We start from the raw sequence: 18,204 nt of genomic DNA on the forward strand, positions 1-18,204 counted from the left end.
GGGTCTATGAGTCCTGCGTGGTGCGTGTTCGCTGGTGGCGTGGTCCGAGCGGATCAACTCAGCCCGAGTTCCTTGTCGATGAAGTCGAGTACGTCACCGAGGGACGCGTCGTCGGCGAGCTGCTCGTCCGGAGCCGACTGGCGCGTACCGGGGAGCTTGACCGTGAGCGCCTGCAGCCGTCCCGGGATCCGGTGCCGCTCGACGTCCTCGGGCCGCAGCGCCGTCAACGCTTCCCCGAGCCAGTCCAGCTGATGGAGGGCGGCCATGAGTGCGCTGTCGCCGGCGTCCTGCGGGCACAGCCGCTCCCGCACATGGACGGCAAGCAGTGCCGGGGTCGCATGGTCGAAGACCACGCTGGCCGGGAGTTCCAGGCCGGTGGCGGCGGAGAGGACGGTCTTCAGGTCGACGGCCGCCACTGAGTCGAAGCCGAGGTCGGTGAAGGTGCGCGCCGGGTCCAGGGCGGTGGGGCTGTCGTAGCCGAGCAACTGCGCAACGTGGGTACGGACCAGTTCGAGAGTGGTGCGGTCCTGCTGGGCTCGCGGCATGGCCTTGAGCCGCTGCGCCAGATCGGTGTGGTCCTGGCCCGGCCCCGTCGCGGACGCACGGGGAGCGACGGCGGCACGCGCCTCGGGCAGCGCGGCGATGAGCGGGCGGGGACGTGCCATGGCGTAGACGGGCGCGAAGCGGGCCCAGTCGAGATCGGCGACGACGAGGTGGGTGAGGTCCCGGTCGAGAATCCGGCACAGCGCCTCGAGGGCGGGGCTGGATGCCATGGGCGGGGTGCCGATGCGGTCCAGGGCGTCGGCGAGTTCGGCGTCGACCATGCCGGTGTCCCAGGGGCCCCAGGCGATGGACGTGGCGGTGGCGCCACGGGCTCGGCGGGCGTGGGCCAGCGCGTCCAGCGCGGCGTTGGCACTGCCGTAGGCGGCCTGTCCCGTGCTGCCCCACACGGCGGCCCCCGAGGAGAACAGGACGAAGGCATCCAGTGAGCGGTCGCCGAGCAGTTCGTCCAGGTGCCGGGCGCCGGCCACCTTCGCGTCGGCCACGGCGGCGAACTCCGCCAGGCTCAGCTCCGGCAGCGGGGCGATGCGCTGCATGACTCCGGCGGCGTGCACGACGGCGGTGACAGGCCGGTCGGCGGGGACCGACGCGAGGAGCCGGCGCACCGCGTCGCGGTCCGCGATGTCGCATGCCTCGACGGTGACAGGGGTGCCCTGGGCGGCCAGCTCGGCGACCAGTTCCGCGGTTCCTTCGGCGTCCGGTCCGCGACGGCTGGTGAGCAACAGATGGCCGACCCCCCGGGACGAGAGCACCCGAGCGACCTGCGCACCGATCCCGCCGGTGCCTCCCGTGACCAGGATCGTGCCGCGCGGCTGCCAGTCCCGTACGGCGGGGTGTTCGGCGAGCGGGCTCCGGACCATACGACGGGCCAGTACGCGCCCGTCGCGGACGGCGAGCTGGTCTTCGCCGTCGGTGGTGAGAGCGGCGCACAGCAAGCGTGCCGTCTGCGCGTCGACCGTGTCCGGCACGTCGACGACGCCGCCCCAGGTTTCGGGCGTCTCCAGTGCGAGCGCGGCGCCCATGCCCCAGACGGCGGCCTGGGCGGGCTCGGCCGTCTCACCGTCGCCGACCGCCGCGGCCCGGAAGGTGACACACCACAGAGGGGCGGGCGTCTCGGCGTCATTGAGCGCCTGCGCCAGCGTGGCCGTGCAGGCGGTCCCGTACGACACGGAGCGCAGCACGGGGTGGGGGCGGTCGTCGAGGGCCAGCAGCGACAGCACTCCCGTTACGCGGGTGTAGGTCCGGAGCCTGTCCGCGAGCGCGGCGCGGTCCGGTTCGGCGACCTCGAGCCGTACGGTCTCCTGTCCTCTGGCTGCGAGCTCCTCCGCGAGGACTCGCACCCGCGGATCGTCGGCGTGCGTCGCGGGTACGGCGAGCAGCCAGGTCCCCTCTGCCGTCGGCCGGTGGTCGGTGTCGACCGGCACGGGCTGCCAGTCGACGCGGTAGCACCAGGTGTCCGTGCGGATCTCCTCGCGCTGCCGCCTGCGCCAGTGGGCGAGCGCGGGCAGTACATCGCCCAAGGCGGGCGCCGGCACGCCGAGCCTCGCCGCCAGGGTGTCGGCGTCCGTGTGTTCCAGGGCGTTCCATGCGGCGGTGTCCGCGGCGTCAGGAGTGACGGGCGCGATCACGGACGTCACGGTTCCCTCCGGATCCCTCCAGAACCAGCTTCGCTGGAAGGCGTAGGTGGGCAGGTCAACGCGGCGGGCGCCGCGCCCGGCGAAGAACGCGGCCCAGTCGACGCCGGTCCCGCGGCAGTGTGCGTGCGCCACGGCCTGGACCACCGCGGCGGCTTCCTCGTGTCCACGGCGGAGCGTCGGGATGAACTCGCTGTCCTCGCCGCCCTGCCCGGCCTGCCGGCCCATCGCGGTCAGTACCGCGTCCGGTCCCAGCTCCACGAACGTGGTCACACCCTTGTCCGCCAGCACCCGCACCGCGTCGGCGAAACGAACCGCCTCACGCACATGCCGCACCCAGTACTCCGGATCGGACAGCTCGCCACTCACCACAGTGCCGGTAAGAGTCGAGACGATCGGCACAGACGGGGCGCCATACGACACCTCCCGCGCCACCGCACGGAATCCGTCGAGCATCGGCTCCATCAACGGCGAGTGGAAAGCGTGCGAGACCGTCAGGCGGGTCGCCTTACGACCCTCAGCCCCGAAATACGCCTTGATCCGCACAGCCTCCGACTCGAGACCCGAGACAACCACCGAGCCGGGCCCGTTGACCGCCGCGATACCGATACCCTCGGCCAGCAACGGACGCACCTCGTCCTCGGTCGCCTCCACGGCCACCATCGCACCGCCCCCCGGCAATGCCTGCATCAACCGGCCACGCGCCACCACCAGCTTCGCCGCGTCCGCCAGGGAGAGCACCCCGGACACATGCGCGGCCGCGAACTCACCGATCGAATGCCCGGCCAGATAATCGGGCTTGATACCCCACGACTCCACCAGCCGAAACAGCGCCACCTCGACCGCAAACAGCGCAGGCTGAGTGAACTCAGTACGGCTCAACCGCTCCGCGTCCTCACCCCACACCACACCCCGCAGCGGCAGATCCAGCTCAGCCAGAACCGCATCGAAGGCCTCCGCGAACACCGGGAACGCCTCATACAGCTCACGCCCCATCCCCAACCGCTGCGCACCCTGCCCCGAGAACAGAAACGCCGTCAGCCCGTCCTGGCGAGCGGCGGTGCTGGGCACGACGCCGGGTGTGGAGCCCTCCCGCGTCAGTACCTCAAGCCGCTGGAGCAGGGCGGCACGGTCTTCGGCGATGATGGCGGCTCGGTCCGGCAGTGCGGCACGCGTCGTAGCGAGGGAGAAAGCGAGGTCGAGGGGCGTGAGCGTGTCATCGGCCCGGACGTGGTCGAGAAGACGGCCCGCCTGGGCGCGCAGGCCGTCCGCGCCCTTGCCCGACAGCACCACCGGAACGGCGCCGGTCGTTGCCGGCACAGCCGCGATGTCCTCCGGTTCCCCGGCGCTCGGTGCCTCTTCGAGGATCACATGGCCGTTGGTCCCGCTCAGCCCGAAGGAGGAGACCCCGGCCCTGCGGGGGCGGCCGGGGGTGCGGGGCCAGTCGCGGGGCTCGGTCAGCAGTCGCACCGCGCCGCTGGACCAGTCGACGTTGTCGCTCGGCTCATCCACGTGCAGCGTGCGCGGCAGCACCTCGTGTCGCATGGCCTCGACCATCTTGATGATGCCGCCGACACCGGCCGCCGCCTGGGCGTGCCCGATGTTCGACTTCAGGGAGCCCAGCCACAGCGGCCGGTCCGCGGGGCGGTCCTGTCCGTAGGTCGCCAGCAGCGCCTGCGCCTCGATCGGGTCGCCGAGGGTGGTACCCGTACCGTGCGCCTCCACGGCATCGACCTGGTCGGCCGTCAGCTGGGCGGCTTCCAGAGCCTGCCGGATGACGCGTTGCTGAGCGGGGCCGTTGGGGGCGGACAGGCCGTTGCTCGCGCCGTCCTGGTTCACGGCCGAACCGCGCACCACCGCCAGCACCGGATGGCCGTTGGCCCGCGCGTCCGAGAGCCGCTCCACAAGCAGCAGCCCCACGCCCTCCCCCCACCCCGTACCGTCGGCGGCCGTGGCGAACGACTTGCAGCGGCCGTCGGCCGACAGGCCGCGGTCCTGGCTGAAGCCGACGAAGGAGTGCGGGTGGGTCATGACCGTGGCGCCGCCCGCAAGGGCCAGCGTGCACTCGCCCGAGCGCAGCGCCTGGACGGCCAGGTGCAGGGCCACGAGCGACGAGGAGCACGCCGTGTCCACGGTGACGGCGGGTCCCTCCAGGCCCAGGGTGTAGGCGATGCGGCCGGAGGCGACGCTGGCAAGGCTGCCGGTGCCGCCGCCCACGAGATAGTCGTGGTAGACGACACCGACGAAGACGCCGGTACGGGTCTCCTTGAGGCCGAACGGGTCGATGCCCGCGCCTTCCAGCGCTTCCCAGGCGGTCTCCAGCAGGAGGCGCTGCTGCGGATCGGTCTCCTTCGCTTCCCTGGGGCTCATCCGGAAGAAGTCCGCGTCGAAGTACCCGGCGTCGTGCAGGAATCCCCCTTCGCGGGTGTATGTCTTGCCGGGCGTCGCGGGTTCCGGGTCGTAGAGTCGGCCGATGTCCCAGCCGCGGTTGTCGGGAAAGCGGGTGATGGCGTCGTTCCCACCCCGGGCCAGCTCCCACAGTGCCTCGGGGGAGTCGACACCGCCGGGGTAGCGGCAGCTCATCGAGACGATGGCGATCGGCTCGTGGTCCTTGGCCTCGGCCTCGCGCAGCCGGCGCCTGGTCTGCTGGAGATCGGACGTGGCCCGCTTGAGGTAGTCACGGAGTCTGTCTTCGTTCCCCATCGGTCATGAACCAATCTCAAGGTCGTCCAGTGCCTGGAAGAGTTCGTCATCGGTGGCGTCGGTGAAGTCGTCGCCGGTTTCCCCGTCGGCGCCTGTCTCGCGGTGGTCGCGCCAGAGGCGGAGCATGGCTTCGATCCGGGCGGTGACGCGAGTCGTGCCTCCGTTCAGCTCGGGCGCGGCTGTCAGCGAGTTCTCGAGCCGCTCGATCTGGTCGAGAAGCGCATCGGCCGCCCCCGCGTCGCCCACCTCGTCGGCCTCGGCCAGCAGGAGAGCCGCGACGGCCCGCGTCGTGGGGTGGTCGAAGGCAAGCGTTGCTGGCAGGGCGACGCCCGTGCTGTCCGTGAGTCGTTTACGCAGTTCCACGGCGGCCACCGAGTCGAAGCCGAGGTCCGTGAAGGCCCGGTCGGGTGGCACGGCGTCGCCGGACGCATACCCGAGCACGGCGGCGACCTGGGCGCGCACCAGAGCGAGCGCGGCTCGTTCGCGTTCGCCGTCGGGCAGGCCGAGAATCTGCCGCCAGCGCCCCGACTCCATGGTGGTGTCGCTCGCCCCGGTGTCCATGCCGCTGACGACGACGTCGGCACCGGTCGTCTCGGCCAGCCAGTACGGGCGCCGCTGGAAGGCGTAGGTGGGCAGGTCAACGCGGCGGGCGCCGCGCCCGGCGAAGAACGCGGCCCAGTCGACGCCGGTCCCGCGGCAGTGTGCGTGCGCCACGGCCTGGACCACCGCGGCGGCTTCCTCGTGTCCACGGCGGAGCGTCGGGATGAACTCGCTGTCCTCGCCGCCCTGCCCGGCCTGCCGGCCCATCGCGGTCAGTACCGCGTCCGGTCCCAGCTCCACGAACGTGGTCACACCCTTGTCCGCCAGCACCCGCACCGCGTCGGCGAAACGAACCGCCTCACGCACATGCCGCACCCAGTACTCCGGATCCGCCAGCTCACCCTCACCCACCAACCTCCCGGTCAGCGTGGAAACGAACGGCACCCCCGGCTCCGCGAACTCCAACCCCGCCACCACAGCACGGAACTCATCCAGCATCGGCTCCATCAACGGCGAATGAAACGCATGCGACACCCTCAACCGGCTGGTCCTGCGACCAAGCCCCGAGAAGTGCGCCATCACCCGCAGCACCTCCGCCTCCGCACCCGAGACCACCACCGCGGCCGGACCGTTGACCGCCGCAACACCCACCCCGCCGGCCAGCTGCGCGCACACCTCCTTCTCGGTCGCCTCCACCGCAACCATCGCCCCACCCTCAGGCAACGCCTGCATCAAACGACCCCGCGCCACCACCAACCGCACCGCATCAGCCAACGACAACACACCCGCAACATGCGCCGCCGCCACCTCACCAACCGAATGCCCCACCAAAAACTCCGGCCGCACACCCCACGACTCCACCAACCGGAACAACGCCACCTCAACAGCGAACAACGCCGGCTGCGCAAACTCCGTACGACTCAACCGATCCGCATCCTCACCCCACATCACCTCCCTCAAAGGCACATCCACCACATCAAGCACCGCATCCAAAGCCTCCGCGAACACCGGAAACACCCCATACAACTCCCGCCCCATACCAACCCGCTGCGCACCCTGCCCCGAGAACAGGAAGGCGGGTCCGGGGCCCGAGGTTCGGGCGACGTCGCGCACGGCGGCGGCCGGCAAGTCGCCCTCGGCCAGGCCGGTCAGCGCGTGCAGGCCCTCCTCGCGATCACGGACCACGACCGCGGCGCGGTGCTCGAAAGCGGTGCGCTCGACGGCGAGCGCACGGGCGATGTCACCGTCGTGCGCCGTCGGGTTCGTGCCGAGCCACGCGGCGAGCTTCGCGGCCTGCGCGCGCAGGGCTTGCGGGGTGCGTCCGGAGAGCAGCCAGGGCCAGCCGCCGCTCATGTGGGCGTCGGGGCCGGGGGCGGCGGGCTCCGGCGTGGTGTCGGATACCGTCGGCGGCGCCTGTTCGACGATGACATGGGCGTTGGTGCCGCTGATCCCGAACGACGAGACCGCGGCGCGGCGCGGCCGGCCGGAATCCGGCCAGTCATGGGCCGTGGTCAGCAGCCGCAGGTTGCCTGCGGACCAGTCCACCTTGGACGAGGGGGTGTCCGCGTGCAGGGTGCGCGGCAGGACCCGGCGGCGTATCGCCTCGATCGCCTTGATGAGCCCGGCGACGCCGGCTGCGGCCTGTGTGTGGCCGATGTTGGACTTGATCGAGCCGAGCCAGACCGGCCGGTCCGCGGGGCGGTCCTGTCCGTAGGTCGCGAGCAGCGCCTGCGCCTCGATCGGGTCGCCCAGCGTGGTGCCGGTGCCGTGCGCCTCGACGAGGTCGACGTCGGCGGGGGCAAGGCCCGCGTCGGCGAGTGATTGTTGGATGACGCGTTGCTGAGCGGGGCCGTTGGGGGCGGACAGGCCGTTGCTCGCGCCGTCCTGGTTCACGGCCGAACCGCGCACCACCGCCAGCACCGGATGGCCGTTGGCCCGCGCGTCCGAGAGCCGCTCCACAAGCAGCAGTCCCACGCCCTCCGAGAATCCGGTTCCGTCGGCGTCGTCGGCGAAGGAACGGCAACGGCCGTCGGTGGACAGTCCCTGCTGGAGGCCGAACTCGACGAGGACTTCGGTGGTCGCCATCACCGTGACACCGCCCGCGAGGGCCAGCGTGCACTCGCCCGAGCGCAGCGCCTGGACGGCCAGGTGCAGGGCCACGAGCGACGAGGAGCACGCCGTGTCCACGGTAACGGCGGGTCCCTCCAGGCCGTAGGTGTAGGAGATGCGGCCGGAGTTGATGGAGCCGGTGGCACGGGACCGGACGTAGTCGTGGTACATGGCTCCGGTGTAGACGCCGGTGCGGCTCCCCTTAAGCGTGGCCGGGTCGATGCCGGCGCGCTCGAAGACCTCCCATGACGTCTCCAGCAGCAGCCGCTGCTGAGGATCCATCGTGAGGGCCTCGTTGGGGCTGATACCGAAGAACTCGGCGTCGAACTCGGCCGCGTCGTGCAGGAATCCGCCGTGCCGTGTGTAGGTCCGGCCGGGTGTGCCCGGTACCGGGTCGTAGACGCCGTCGAGGTCCCAGCCACGGTCCGCGGGGAAGGCGGAGACGGTCTCGGTGCCCTCGGCGACGACCCGCCACAGGTCGGCGGGGGTCCGGATACCGCCGGGGAAGCGGCAGGCCATGGCCACGACGGCGATGGGGTCGTCGTCGGTGGCGGCTGCGGTGACGGGTGCCGCGGCGGTCGTCGGGCCGCCGAGTGCGGTCTGCTGGAGGTACTCGGCGGTGGCGCGCGCGCTGGGATGGTCGAAGACGAGCGTGGCGGGCAGCCGCAGGCCTGTCGCCGCAGCGAGCCTGTTGCGCAGTTCGACGGCGGTGAGCGAGTCGAAGCCGAGTTCCTTGAAGGCCCGGTCCGCTTCCACGGCGCCGGCCGAGTCGTGGCCCAGGACGGCGGCGACGTGGCCACGCACCAGGTCCAGCAGGAACGCGGCACGCTGAGGCTCGGGGAGGCGGGTCAGGCGGTCGGCCAGCGAGCTGCCGCCGGTGCCCACACCGACCGCTCTGCGTGCGGGGGCACGCACGATTCCGCTCAGTGCGCTGTGCACGACGCCTTCCGCGGCGCGGGCCCGCAGCGCCGCCAGATCGAGCACGACCAGCAGGAGCAGCGGGTCGTCGAGGGCGAGTGCCTCGTCGAAGAGAGCCAGGCCCTGCGGTGTCGTCATGGCGGGGAACCCCTGGCGGCGCAGGCGCCGGATGTCCGCCTCACCGAGGCCGCCGGTCATTCCGGTGGCCTCGGCCCACAGACCCCAGGCCATGGAGGTGGCGGGCAGGCCGACGGCTCGGCGGTGAGCCGCCAGGGTGTCAAGGAAGACGTTCGCGGCAGCGTAGTTGGCCTGACCGGCGGCGCCCAGGCTGCCGGCGGCCGAGGAGAACAGCGCGAACAGAGCCAGGTCGAGCTGGGCGGTGAGCTCGTGCAGGTGCCAGGCGGCGTCGGCCTTGGGGGCGAGGACCGTGTCCAGGCGTTCGGGGGTGAGGGCGCCGACGACACCGTCGTCGAGAACGCCGGCAGCGTGCACCACGGCCGTGAGGGGGTGCTCGTCGGGGACGGTCTCCAGGAGCGCTGCCAGTGCGGCGCGGTCCGCGACGTCGCAGGAGGCGAGGGTGACTTGTGCGCCGGCGGCAACGAGTTCGGCGTGGAGTTCGGCGGCGCCCGGGGTGTTGTGGCCGCGGCGGCTGGTCAGCAGCAGATGCCGGGCGCCGTGTTCGGCGACCAGGTGCCGGGCGGCCAAGGCGCCGAGGCCGCTGGTGCCGCCGGTGATCAGTACGGTGCCCCGCGGGTCGAGGGTGGGTGGTGCGGTGTGCCGGTCGGTGTCCAGGGCGCGGGCCACTCCCGGGACGTGCAGCCTGCCTTCGCGCAGGGCCAGTTCGGGCACGCCGGCGGCGCGGGCCGCGCTGAGGGCGTGCCGGGAGGCATCGGTGTCGTCCAGGTCGGCGAGGGTGATCCGGCCGGGGTTCTCGGCCTGCGCGGCCCTCAGCAGGCCCCAGGCGGGTGCGAGAGCGAGGTCGGGGGCGGTGTCTCCGGGCACGGCGACGGCGCCCCGGGTGACGACGACCAGGTGTGCGTCGGCGTGGCGCTCCTCCCTGAGCCAGGTCTGCACGAGGTCCATGGCACGGCGGACGGTGGCGCGAACGGCCTGCGGAACATCGGTACCGGGGGCCTTGTCGAACCGTACGTACACCGTTTCCGGAATCGCCTGTTCATGCTCCAGCCCGTCGAGGCCGGTGAGCGGTTCCGGCCCCGGGCCGTCGGTGGACTCGGGGGCAGTTCCGTCGAGGGGCTGTTCGCTCCAGGTCAGGCGGCACGGCAGCACGCGGCGCCCGGACGCGGTGTCCAGTTGTTCCGCCGACACCACGCGGGCGGCGATGGAGTCGACGCTGAGGACGGGGTTGCCGGCCGGGTCGGCGGCGTCGAGCATGGTGTGTCCGTGGGCGTCGGTGACCAGGCGGACGCGCAGCGCCGTGGCGCCGACGGCGAACATGCGCACCCCGGTCCACGCGAACGGGAGGACCGTTTCTTCGCTGGGGTGGCGATCGGCTCCGACCAGCTCGGTGTGCAAGGCCGCGTCCAGCAGGGCCGGGTGCAGGCCGAATGCCTGGGCGTCGGCGTGCGCCTGCGCGGGCAGGGTCACCTCGGCGAACAGTTCGTCGCCGCGTCGCCAGGCTGCGGTGAGTCCCTGGAAGACCGGGCCGTAGGCGTAGCCGCGGCCGAACAGGCGCTCATAGGCACCGTCCAGACCTATGGGCTCGGCGCCGGCGGGCGGCCACTGCCGCAGATCGGCCGGCGTGGGCCGGGCCATCTGGGCGGAGGGTGGCATGAGGACACCGGAGGCGTGCCGCGTCCACGCCTGGTCGTCGCCGTCGGCCCGCGAGTGGATGCTGACAGCCCGCCCGCCCGACTCGTCCGGCGCACCCAGCAGGACCTGCAGGGAGACTCCGCCACGCTCGTGCAGCACGAGTGGTGTCTGCAGGGTCAGTTCTTCGAGGACGCCGCAGCCGGCCTGGTCGCCGGCGTGGAGCGCCATCTCGACAAAGGCCGTCGCGGGAAGCAGCACGGCGCCCAGCGCCTCGTGATCGGCGAGCCAGGGGTGGGTGTGCAGCGACAGCCGTCCGGTCAGCACGCGGGTGCCCGCGTCGGCGGTGTCGACGGCTGCGGCCAGCAGCGGGTGCTCGACACCGGCCTGGCCGAGCTCGCTCACACCGCCCCCGACGATGGGCACCTTGCGCCAGTAGCGCTTGCGCTGGAATGCGTAGCCGGGCAGGTCGGTAGTGCGAGCGTCGGTGCCGTCGAAGAAGGGAGCCCAGTTCACCGGCGCTCCGTGCACCCATGCCTCGGCGAGTGAGACGGCGAACCGCGCCAGGCCACCCTCGCCGCGGCGCAGGGAACCGACGACCGCTGCGGACTTGTCGGCGGCGTCGACCGACTCCTGAACGCCGGCCCGCAGAATGGGGTGCGCGGTGGGCTCGACGAACAGGGTGAACCCGTCGCGCAGCAGGGCGCGCGTGGCCTCGTCGAAGCGGACGGTGCGGCGCAGGTTGGTGTACCAGTACTCCGCGTCCAGCCCGGCGGTGTCCAGGACGTCGCCGGTGACCGTCGAATAGAACGGCAACCGGGCACCACGGGGGGCGACGGGCGCGAGCGCGTCGATCAGCTCGTCGCGGATCTCGGCCACGTAGTGGGAATGGGAGGCGTAGTCCACCGGGATGCGGCGGACCCGGATCTCCTCGCCGGTGAGTTCGGCGAAGAGCTGGTCCAGCGCACCGTTCTCCCCGCACACGACGGCGGAGGACGTGCCGTTGACGGCGGCCAGCTGTAGCTGTCCGTCCCAGCGTTCCAGGCGGGTGGCAAGCTGCTGGGCCGGCAGCGGAACCGACATCATGCCGCCCTTGCCGGCGAGACGTTCCTTGATGAGACGGCTGCGCAGGGCCACGATGCGCGCGCCGTCCTCCAGGGAGATCGCCCCGGCGACGGTGGCCGCGGCGATCTCGCCCTGGGAATGCCCGACGACGGCCGCGGGTTCGACCCCGTGGGACTGCCAGAGCGCGGCGAGCGAGACCATCACGGCCCACAGCACGGGCTGCACGACGTCCACCGCCTGCAGGTCGGGCCGGCCGTTCTCCGCGCGCAGTACGCCGATGAGGTCCCAGTCCGTGAACGGAGCGAGGGCGTCGGCGCACTCCGCCATCCGGGCCGCGAACACGGGGGCCTGGTCGAGCAGTTCGACGGCCATGCCGTCCCACTGAGAGCCCTGTCCGGGGAAGACGAAGACCGCTCTGGGCTCGCCGCCCATGGTGGCGCCGGTCACCAGGCCAGGGCCGGTGCCCCCTTCGGCGAGGGCGGCGAGCGGTGCGAGCAGTGTGTCGCGGTCCGCGCCGAGCACCACCGCCCGGTGCCCGAGCCGGGCCCGGGTGGTGGCGAGCGACAGGCCGATGTCGGCCGGACGCTCGCCGGGCCGGTCCACCACATGCTGATGCAGCTTTCCGGCCTGCGCTCGCAATGCGCTCGCGGTCTTCCCCGAGACGATCCACGGGATCACCTCAGTGCCCACCCGGACACCCCCCTCGATTCCCAAGTCGGACACGCTTCGTCAGTTCCCGGAACCGACGTGATCGCTCTTCTCGGCCTGCGCAAGTACGTCACCGAACTCGGGGAACTGTGCCATGGCCTGGTCGGCCGTCAGCTGTGGCAGGCGCGGCCCGCGCAGGATCGCCAGCAGGTTGGCCGGGGCGAAAATGGCCAGGGGCGAGCCCGACAGTGCCGCGGCGTTGAACACGGCCTCCGCGACCCGGCCGTTCTCCGCCGCGACCTTGGTGACCCGCTCGTTGAGACGCTGCATGGCTGGGGCGGGACGGCGCTTGACGTTGGACTGCACGTCCGGGAAGAAGTGGTCCTGGGTGATCGCGGCCTGCCAGGGCGCCGTGGCGATTCTGGCCAGAGTCTTCTGCCCCTTGCGCGCGAGACCCGGGCGTATCCCCGCATGACGGCGCACCGTGTCGCGCAGGGCGGCGGCCTGGAGTGCCGCCTGTGACATGCCGGTGCCGTAGTTCGGATTGGGCGCCATGAGTGAGTCGCCGGTGGCGATGAAGCCGTCGGGCACCGGCAGCTTCTCGTAGTAGCGGCGACGGTTGGCCATGCCTCGATAGGGGTGGATCTCGGAGACAGGACGGGCCGAGGCGATGAGGTCGGCGATGACGGGGTGGCGGGTTTCGCGGGCGAACCGGGCGAAGCCCTCCTCGTCGGTGGGTGGCACGGCGCCGCGGGTCCCGAAGAGGGTGACGATCCAGCGCCTTCCCTCGTTGGGCAGCAGCGCCGCGCCGCGGCCCGGCTCACCGGTGCCCGCCTGGGCCTGGATGAGGACTCCGGGGAAATCCTCGGGCAGCCCGGCCGGCGCCTCGAACACGCGGCTCGCGTAGGCGAATCCGCCGTCCACGACCTCTTCGTGGACAGCGGGTGCACCGATCTCGGTGAGCCAGGACGGCGCCCGGGAGCGGCGACCGGTGGCATCGACGACGATGTCGGCGGCGAGGGTCGACTCGGTTTCGCCGCCGCCCTGCACGCGGACCCCTGTGACGCGTTCGGCGCTGCCGGTCAGTCCGATGACGCGGGTGCCCTGCTCGACGGTGATCCGCTCGTCGGCCAGGACCGCCCGGCGCAGCACGTGATCGGTCAGGTCCCGGCTGCACAGCAGTGCGTAGGCGGAGCTGGGGCGCCTGCGGAACCAGCCCTCGCCGGAGCGGGTCAGGTTCCCCGAAGGCAGATCACGCCGTTTGGCTCCCGCCTCGTACAGCCGGTCGGTGATGCCCGGCAGCAGCGATTCCAGCGCCTCGACGCCGCCCCGCATGAACATGTGGTTGTGGTGCCCCTGGGGCAGCCCGCGGCGGGGCGCCGGGGTATCGGGGTAATGATCGCTTTCCACAACGGTGACGTCGGCGTGCTCGCTCAGCGCGACAGCGGCGAGCAACCCCGCCATTCCGCCGCCGAGCACTACTGCCCTGGTCATTGCCCGCTTCCTTCCTGAGCTGCCGTGGTCCCGTGAGGTCAGTGCTCGATACCGCACGTGGCGAGGTACGTCTTCATGCGACGCTCGGCCAGCGCGGGGTCGGGGAACAGGCCGAGCGTGTCGGCCAGCCGGTAGGCGGTCGCCAGGTGTGGCACGGAACGGGCCGACTGCTCGCCCCACACCATCCGGAAGTGGCCGGCGTGACCGGCCAGCCAGCCGAGGAAGACCAGGCCCGTCTTGAAGAAGAGGGTGCTGCGCAGCGGTCCGGCGAAGACGTGCCGGTTCAGTTCCAGCGTCTCGTCCAGCAGCGAGCGGGCGGTGGTGGCGTGCCCTTCGTCGAGGGCACGCAGCGCCTCGGCGGCGAGGGGCGCCACGGGGTCGAACACGGGCGAGAGGCCGTCACTGAAACCGTGCTCGTCGCCGACGATGAGCTCGGGATAGCGGTCGGTGTCACTCGTGTAGAAGCGGACGCCCGCGGGCAGCCTGCGGCGCAGTTCGACCTGGCGTTCCACGGTCAGCGGGGCCAGCTTGACGCCGTCGACCTTGTCCCGGTTGGCCTCGACCAGCTCGATGAGCGCGTCGAAGGCGGCGTCGATGTCCTGGTGGCCGAAGTAGCCGGCGTGCAGGGGAATCCACTCCGGCAGGATCCAGTGGATGATCGCCGGAGTGCTGGACTGGCGCAGGAGGTTCCCATACACCTCCGCGTAGTCCTCGGCTCCGCGGGCAACGGCCGCGAGCTGGGGGCTGCACATGATGATCGGCTGCGCGCCGGCCGCCTCGGTCACCTCCAGCTGCTGTTCGAAGGCGGCGGCGACGTCCTTGAGTGTGTGTTCGGCGAACGGGTCGAGCTGGTCGGTCGTGATGGCGGCGGCCAGTCGGCCGCCGACCGCGCGTGCCTCGGCGCCACTGCGCCGGATGAGTTCCGCCGCGCCCGGCCAGTCCAGCCCCATGCCGCGGTGAGCGGTGTCCAGGGCCTCGGCCACCGTGTAGCCGTGGGCCCACAGGTGCCGCCGGAAGGCCAGGGTGGCGTCCCAGTCGAGTCGCTGCTCGGGCGGCGGGCCGACCGGCGGCCCGAACGGCTCGTTGGGCGCGAACGGATCACCCACCACATGTGCGGTCGCGAGAACGGACCGCTCTTTGAACGGGGTGTGCACCGCGGTGAAATCACGCGGGGACTGATTCGGCTGATACGGCGTGAGCGTGCCGTCCGGCTCCGGCAGATTAATCATCGCTGCAACTCCGAGACCTCGCGGGATTCAACTGGGCGATTCATTAGATCCAGCAAGGCATCCGGCGCTCCAGCCGAAAGGCCCCCTAAGTCCCTGGGGTATCCCCCTAGTTTGAGACTCGCCGTATCGGGCTTTGACCGAACTGGGGCTGTACGCCGCTGCTTAGGGGAGCCGCTGTCTGGATCGGAGCAGGGGAGGTGTGACTTCATGGATGTGCGGTCGGCCGACTCGTGGCGGCGGGTCGTGTCTGTCTTTTCCAACCGTCGCACCTGGAGGGTGACCATGTGGAAGTTCGAGCACAGTGTGGAGGCCAAGGCCGCCCCGGAGGCGGTGTGGGCCCGCTACGTCGACCTGCCGTCCTGGCGTGAGTGGTACAACGACGTCAGCACCATTCGGGTCGAGGGTCCCTTCGTGTCGGGTGCCAAGGGTGTGATCGAGCAGGACCCGGAGCAGGGCCACCACCCGCAGCCGGTGCCGTTCACGCTTGTCGACGTGGTGGAGAACGAGGGCTTCACCCTGGAGTGCATGGCGCCCACCCCCGAGTCCGGTGTGCGTGACGAGACGTTCATGCGCACCAGCCTGCGTGCCGTCGACAACGGCACGGGCGGGGTGACGATCACGCATTCCGTCGTCCTCGACGGCCCGCAGAGCGCGGAGGTGGGCGAGGCCATCGGCAACTTCCTCAGCACCAACCTCGTCCTGGGCCTGGAGCGTCTGGCGAAGGTGCTGGAGGCCTGACCCCCTCGGGCTCCTGCCCGCTCTCACGGCCGGCAGGCATGCCGACGGCCCGCACTCCCTGGGGACAGGGAGTGCGGGCCGTCGGCATGTGTACCAGCCGTCTACCCCTCGGCCACGGTGATGGCGGACACCGGGCAGAAGTCCGCCGCTTCCTCCGTGGCGCCGTGCAGGTGCGGGGCCGGCGTCGGAGTGACCAGGACGACACGGCCGTCCCGGACGCTCTGCTCGAAGACGTCCGGGACGGCGAGAGCGCAGGACCCCGAGCCCACACACCTGCCGCGGTCGACGCTGACGCGCATCAATCCGCCCTCACCAGGTGACGGGAAGTTCGTGCAGCCCGTAGATGTGGCCGCCGTGCATGAACGACAGCTCCTCGGCCGGAACGGCCAGGCGCAGCGTGGGGATCCGGGCCAGCAGCGCGTCAAAGACGATCTCGAGCTGGACGCGGGCGAGGTTGGCGCCGAGGCACTGATGGGCGCCGTAGCTGAACGCGAGGTGGTTCTTGGCATCGCGGTGGATGTCGAAGGCGTGTGGGTTCTCGAAGACCGTTTCGTCCCAGTTCGCCGCTCCGTTGCTGGCGATGACCCCCTCGCCGGCCCGGATGGTGATGCCGCCGACCTCGACGTCGCCCGTGGCGACGCGTACGGTCGCCGAGTCCGCGATGGAAAGGAAGCGCAGGAGTTCGTCGACGGCGTTGCGGGTCAGGGACCGGTCGGCGCGCAGTTCTTCGGCGGCTGCGGGGTTCTGCAGCAGCACAAGGGTGCCCAGGCCGATCATGTTGGCGGTCGTGTCGAATCCGGCAACAACCAGAAGCCGCGCGATGGAGACCAGGTCGGCCAGGTCCAGGCCGGCTTCCTCCTCGCGGTTCTTGGCGACGAGGCGGCTCAGCAGGTCGTCGCCCGGCTCCTTCTCCTTCTCGCTGATGAGCCGCCCCAGGAACGCGTCCATCTCGGCGTACAGGGCGGTAACGTCCTCCTGCGTGGACTCCCGGTTCATGGTGACCTCGGAGTACCGGCGGAAGTAGTCGATGTCCGCCGGGTCGGCGCCCAGCATCTCGCAGAACAGGAGCGAGGGGACCGGTGCGGCCAGCTCCTTGACGAGGTCGGTCGGGCCACCGGCAGCCAGCATCGCGTCGATCCGTTCGTCGACGATCTCCTGGATGCGAGGGCGCAGAGCCTGGATACGGCGTGCCGTGAACTCGGGTATCACCAGGCGCCGCTGGACGGTGTGCTCAGGGGCGTCGAGGGCGGAGAAGGGGAACTTGATGAACTGCAGGACTTCCTCGGGGACCGGGAACTGCAGCGGGTATCCGGGAAGCTTGGCGTCGGAACTCATCGCCGGATCGCCCAGGACCTTCTTGACGTCCTCGTAGCGGGTGAGCAGCCAGGCCTCTTTGCCCGACAGGCGCAGGCGGACCTTGGTCGCGGGGCTGTGCGCGCGCAGCTCGCCGTACTCGCGCGGCGTGCTCAGGGGGCAGGTACGGGTGAACGGAAAGGGCAGCGAAGCGTCGCCGTCCCCGGTGGGTGCAGCCGCATCGGCGGTTGTCGGGGCGGTCTCGGCCTGGGCGGCGTCGGGCATGGTGTGCGGTGTCCTCTCGGGCGGGATGGCCGGCGGGTGGTCAGGCGAGCGTGGCCAGGGACTGCGGGCTGAAGGGGGTCAGCTCGTCGAGGCGGCCGTCACGGACCTTGGCGACCCATTCGGGGTCGCCCAGGAGAGCGCGTCCCACCGCGACGATGTCGAACTCCTCGCGCTCCAGTCGCTCCAGCACGCCGGCGATGCTCTCGGTGCCCGCACCGGTGCCTTCCGCGAACATCGTGACGTAGTCACTGTCGAGGCCCACCGAGCCGACGGTGATGACCGGCTTGCCGGTGATCTTCTTCGTCCAGCCGGCCAGGGTGAGGTCGGACCCCTCGAACTCGGGGGTCCAAAAGCGCCGGGTCGAGCAGTGGAACGCGGTGACTCCGGCCTCGGTCAAGGGGGCGAGGAACCCTTCCAGTTCCCGCGGATCAGCGGCGAGCTTCACCCTGAAGTCGACCGTCTTCCACTGGGAAAAGCGCAGCACCACGGGGAATTCGGGCCTGACCCGGGCGCGTACGGCCTCGATGATCTCCACTGCGAACCGGGTGCGTGCTGCCAGGTCGCCGCCGTAGACGTCCGTACGCTGGTTGGTGCCCGCCCAGAAGAACTGGTCGATCAAGTAGCCGTGCGCGCCGTGCAGTTCGACCCCGTCGAAGCCAAGACGCTCGGCGTCCGCGGCGGCGGACGCGAATGCCTCGATGACATCGTCGATCTGCCGCTGGGTCATCGGCTCGGTGACCTGCTGCCCCGGAGTGACGAGCCCGGAGGGCCCGACCAGAGCGGTTCCGGGGCCCAGCGCCGCCTCACCGGCGAGCGGGTCGAGTCCCACGTGCCACAGCTGGGCGAATATCCTGCCGTCCTCGGCGTGTACCCGGCGGACCACCTCGGCCCAGCCCGCGAGGGCCTTCTCGCCGTAGAAGTGCGGCACGGTGGGGTTGTACGTCGAACCCGGATGGTCGACGACGGCCCCCTCCGTGATGATGAGACCGACACCGTGCCGGGCCCGGCGGGCATAGTACTCCACCACATCGGGTCCCGGAATTCCGTCGGGGGAGAAATTCCGGGTCATCGGGGCCATGGCGAATCGGTTTTTGAGCCGCAACCCGCCGAGAGTGACGGATGTGAAGGCCGAATCCACGGAATAGCTGGGAGGCGCACTGGTCATGAATGAATTCCCTTCAGCACAGGCGTTCTTCCGATTGAATCCGTAAAGGGGTGGT

General features: G+C 71.2%; 8 protein-coding genes. 1 reads left to right on the forward strand and 7 read right to left on the reverse strand.

Annotation, left to right across the window (positions count from 1 at the left end):
• Window positions 1-53: 53 nt before the first annotated feature.
• The 4 genes from AB5L52_RS21715 to AB5L52_RS21730 are packed head-to-tail and all read right to left on the reverse strand — an operon-like array spanning window position 54 to window position 14,668.
• On the reverse strand, window positions 54-4,898 hold the full coding sequence (locus tag AB5L52_RS21715) for a type I polyketide synthase (RefSeq protein ID WP_369365714.1): 4,845 nt from the start codon (window positions 4,896-4,898) through the stop codon (window positions 54-56).
• A 3-nt stretch (window positions 4,899-4,901) separates the two neighbouring features.
• The gene (locus AB5L52_RS21720; protein ID WP_369365717.1) at window positions 4,902-11,987 is read right to left on the reverse strand and encodes an SDR family NAD(P)-dependent oxidoreductase; all 7,086 of its coding nucleotides are present in this window, start codon (window positions 11,985-11,987) and stop codon (window positions 4,902-4,904) included.
• Window positions 11,988-12,026: 39 nt separating this feature from the next.
• Window positions 12,027-13,439, reverse strand: a complete 1,413-nt coding sequence (locus AB5L52_RS21725; protein ID WP_369365720.1) for an FAD-dependent oxidoreductase — start codon at window positions 13,437-13,439, stop codon at window positions 12,027-12,029.
• 38 nt (window positions 13,440-13,477) lie between these two features.
• The gene (locus AB5L52_RS21730) at window positions 13,478-14,668 is read right to left on the reverse strand and encodes a DUF993 family protein (protein ID WP_351577132.1); all 1,191 of its coding nucleotides are present in this window, start codon (window positions 14,666-14,668) and stop codon (window positions 13,478-13,480) included.
• 282 nt (window positions 14,669-14,950) lie between these two features.
• Between AB5L52_RS21730 and AB5L52_RS21735 the strand changes: the two genes are divergently transcribed.
• Window positions 14,951-15,406, forward strand: coding sequence for an SRPBCC family protein (locus AB5L52_RS21735; RefSeq protein WP_351577129.1), 456 nt, complete (start codon window positions 14,951-14,953; stop codon window positions 15,404-15,406).
• 101 nt (window positions 15,407-15,507) lie between these two features.
• Here AB5L52_RS21735 and AB5L52_RS21740 read toward each other — a convergent pair whose 3' ends face one another.
• From AB5L52_RS21740 to AB5L52_RS21750, 3 genes are read right to left on the reverse strand one after another with little or no spacing between them, the layout of a single operon-like run.
• Entirely contained in the window at window positions 15,508-15,705 is a 198-nt protein-coding gene (locus AB5L52_RS21740; RefSeq protein WP_351577127.1) for a ferredoxin, read from the reverse strand.
• A 10-nt stretch (window positions 15,706-15,715) separates the two neighbouring features.
• On the reverse strand, window positions 15,716-16,984 hold the full coding sequence (locus tag AB5L52_RS21745; protein WP_351577124.1) for a cytochrome P450: 1,269 nt from the start codon (window positions 16,982-16,984) through the stop codon (window positions 15,716-15,718).
• A 40-nt stretch (window positions 16,985-17,024) separates the two neighbouring features.
• Window positions 17,025-18,149: an NADH:flavin oxidoreductase gene (locus tag AB5L52_RS21750; protein WP_351577121.1), complete on the reverse strand. Its 1,125-nt coding sequence runs from the start codon at window positions 18,147-18,149 to the stop codon at window positions 17,025-17,027.
• Window positions 18,150-18,204 lie beyond the last annotated feature (55 nt).

Source organism: Streptomyces sp. CG4, from assembly GCF_041080655.1.
Classification (GTDB): domain Bacteria; phylum Actinomycetota; class Actinomycetes; order Streptomycetales; family Streptomycetaceae; genus Streptomyces.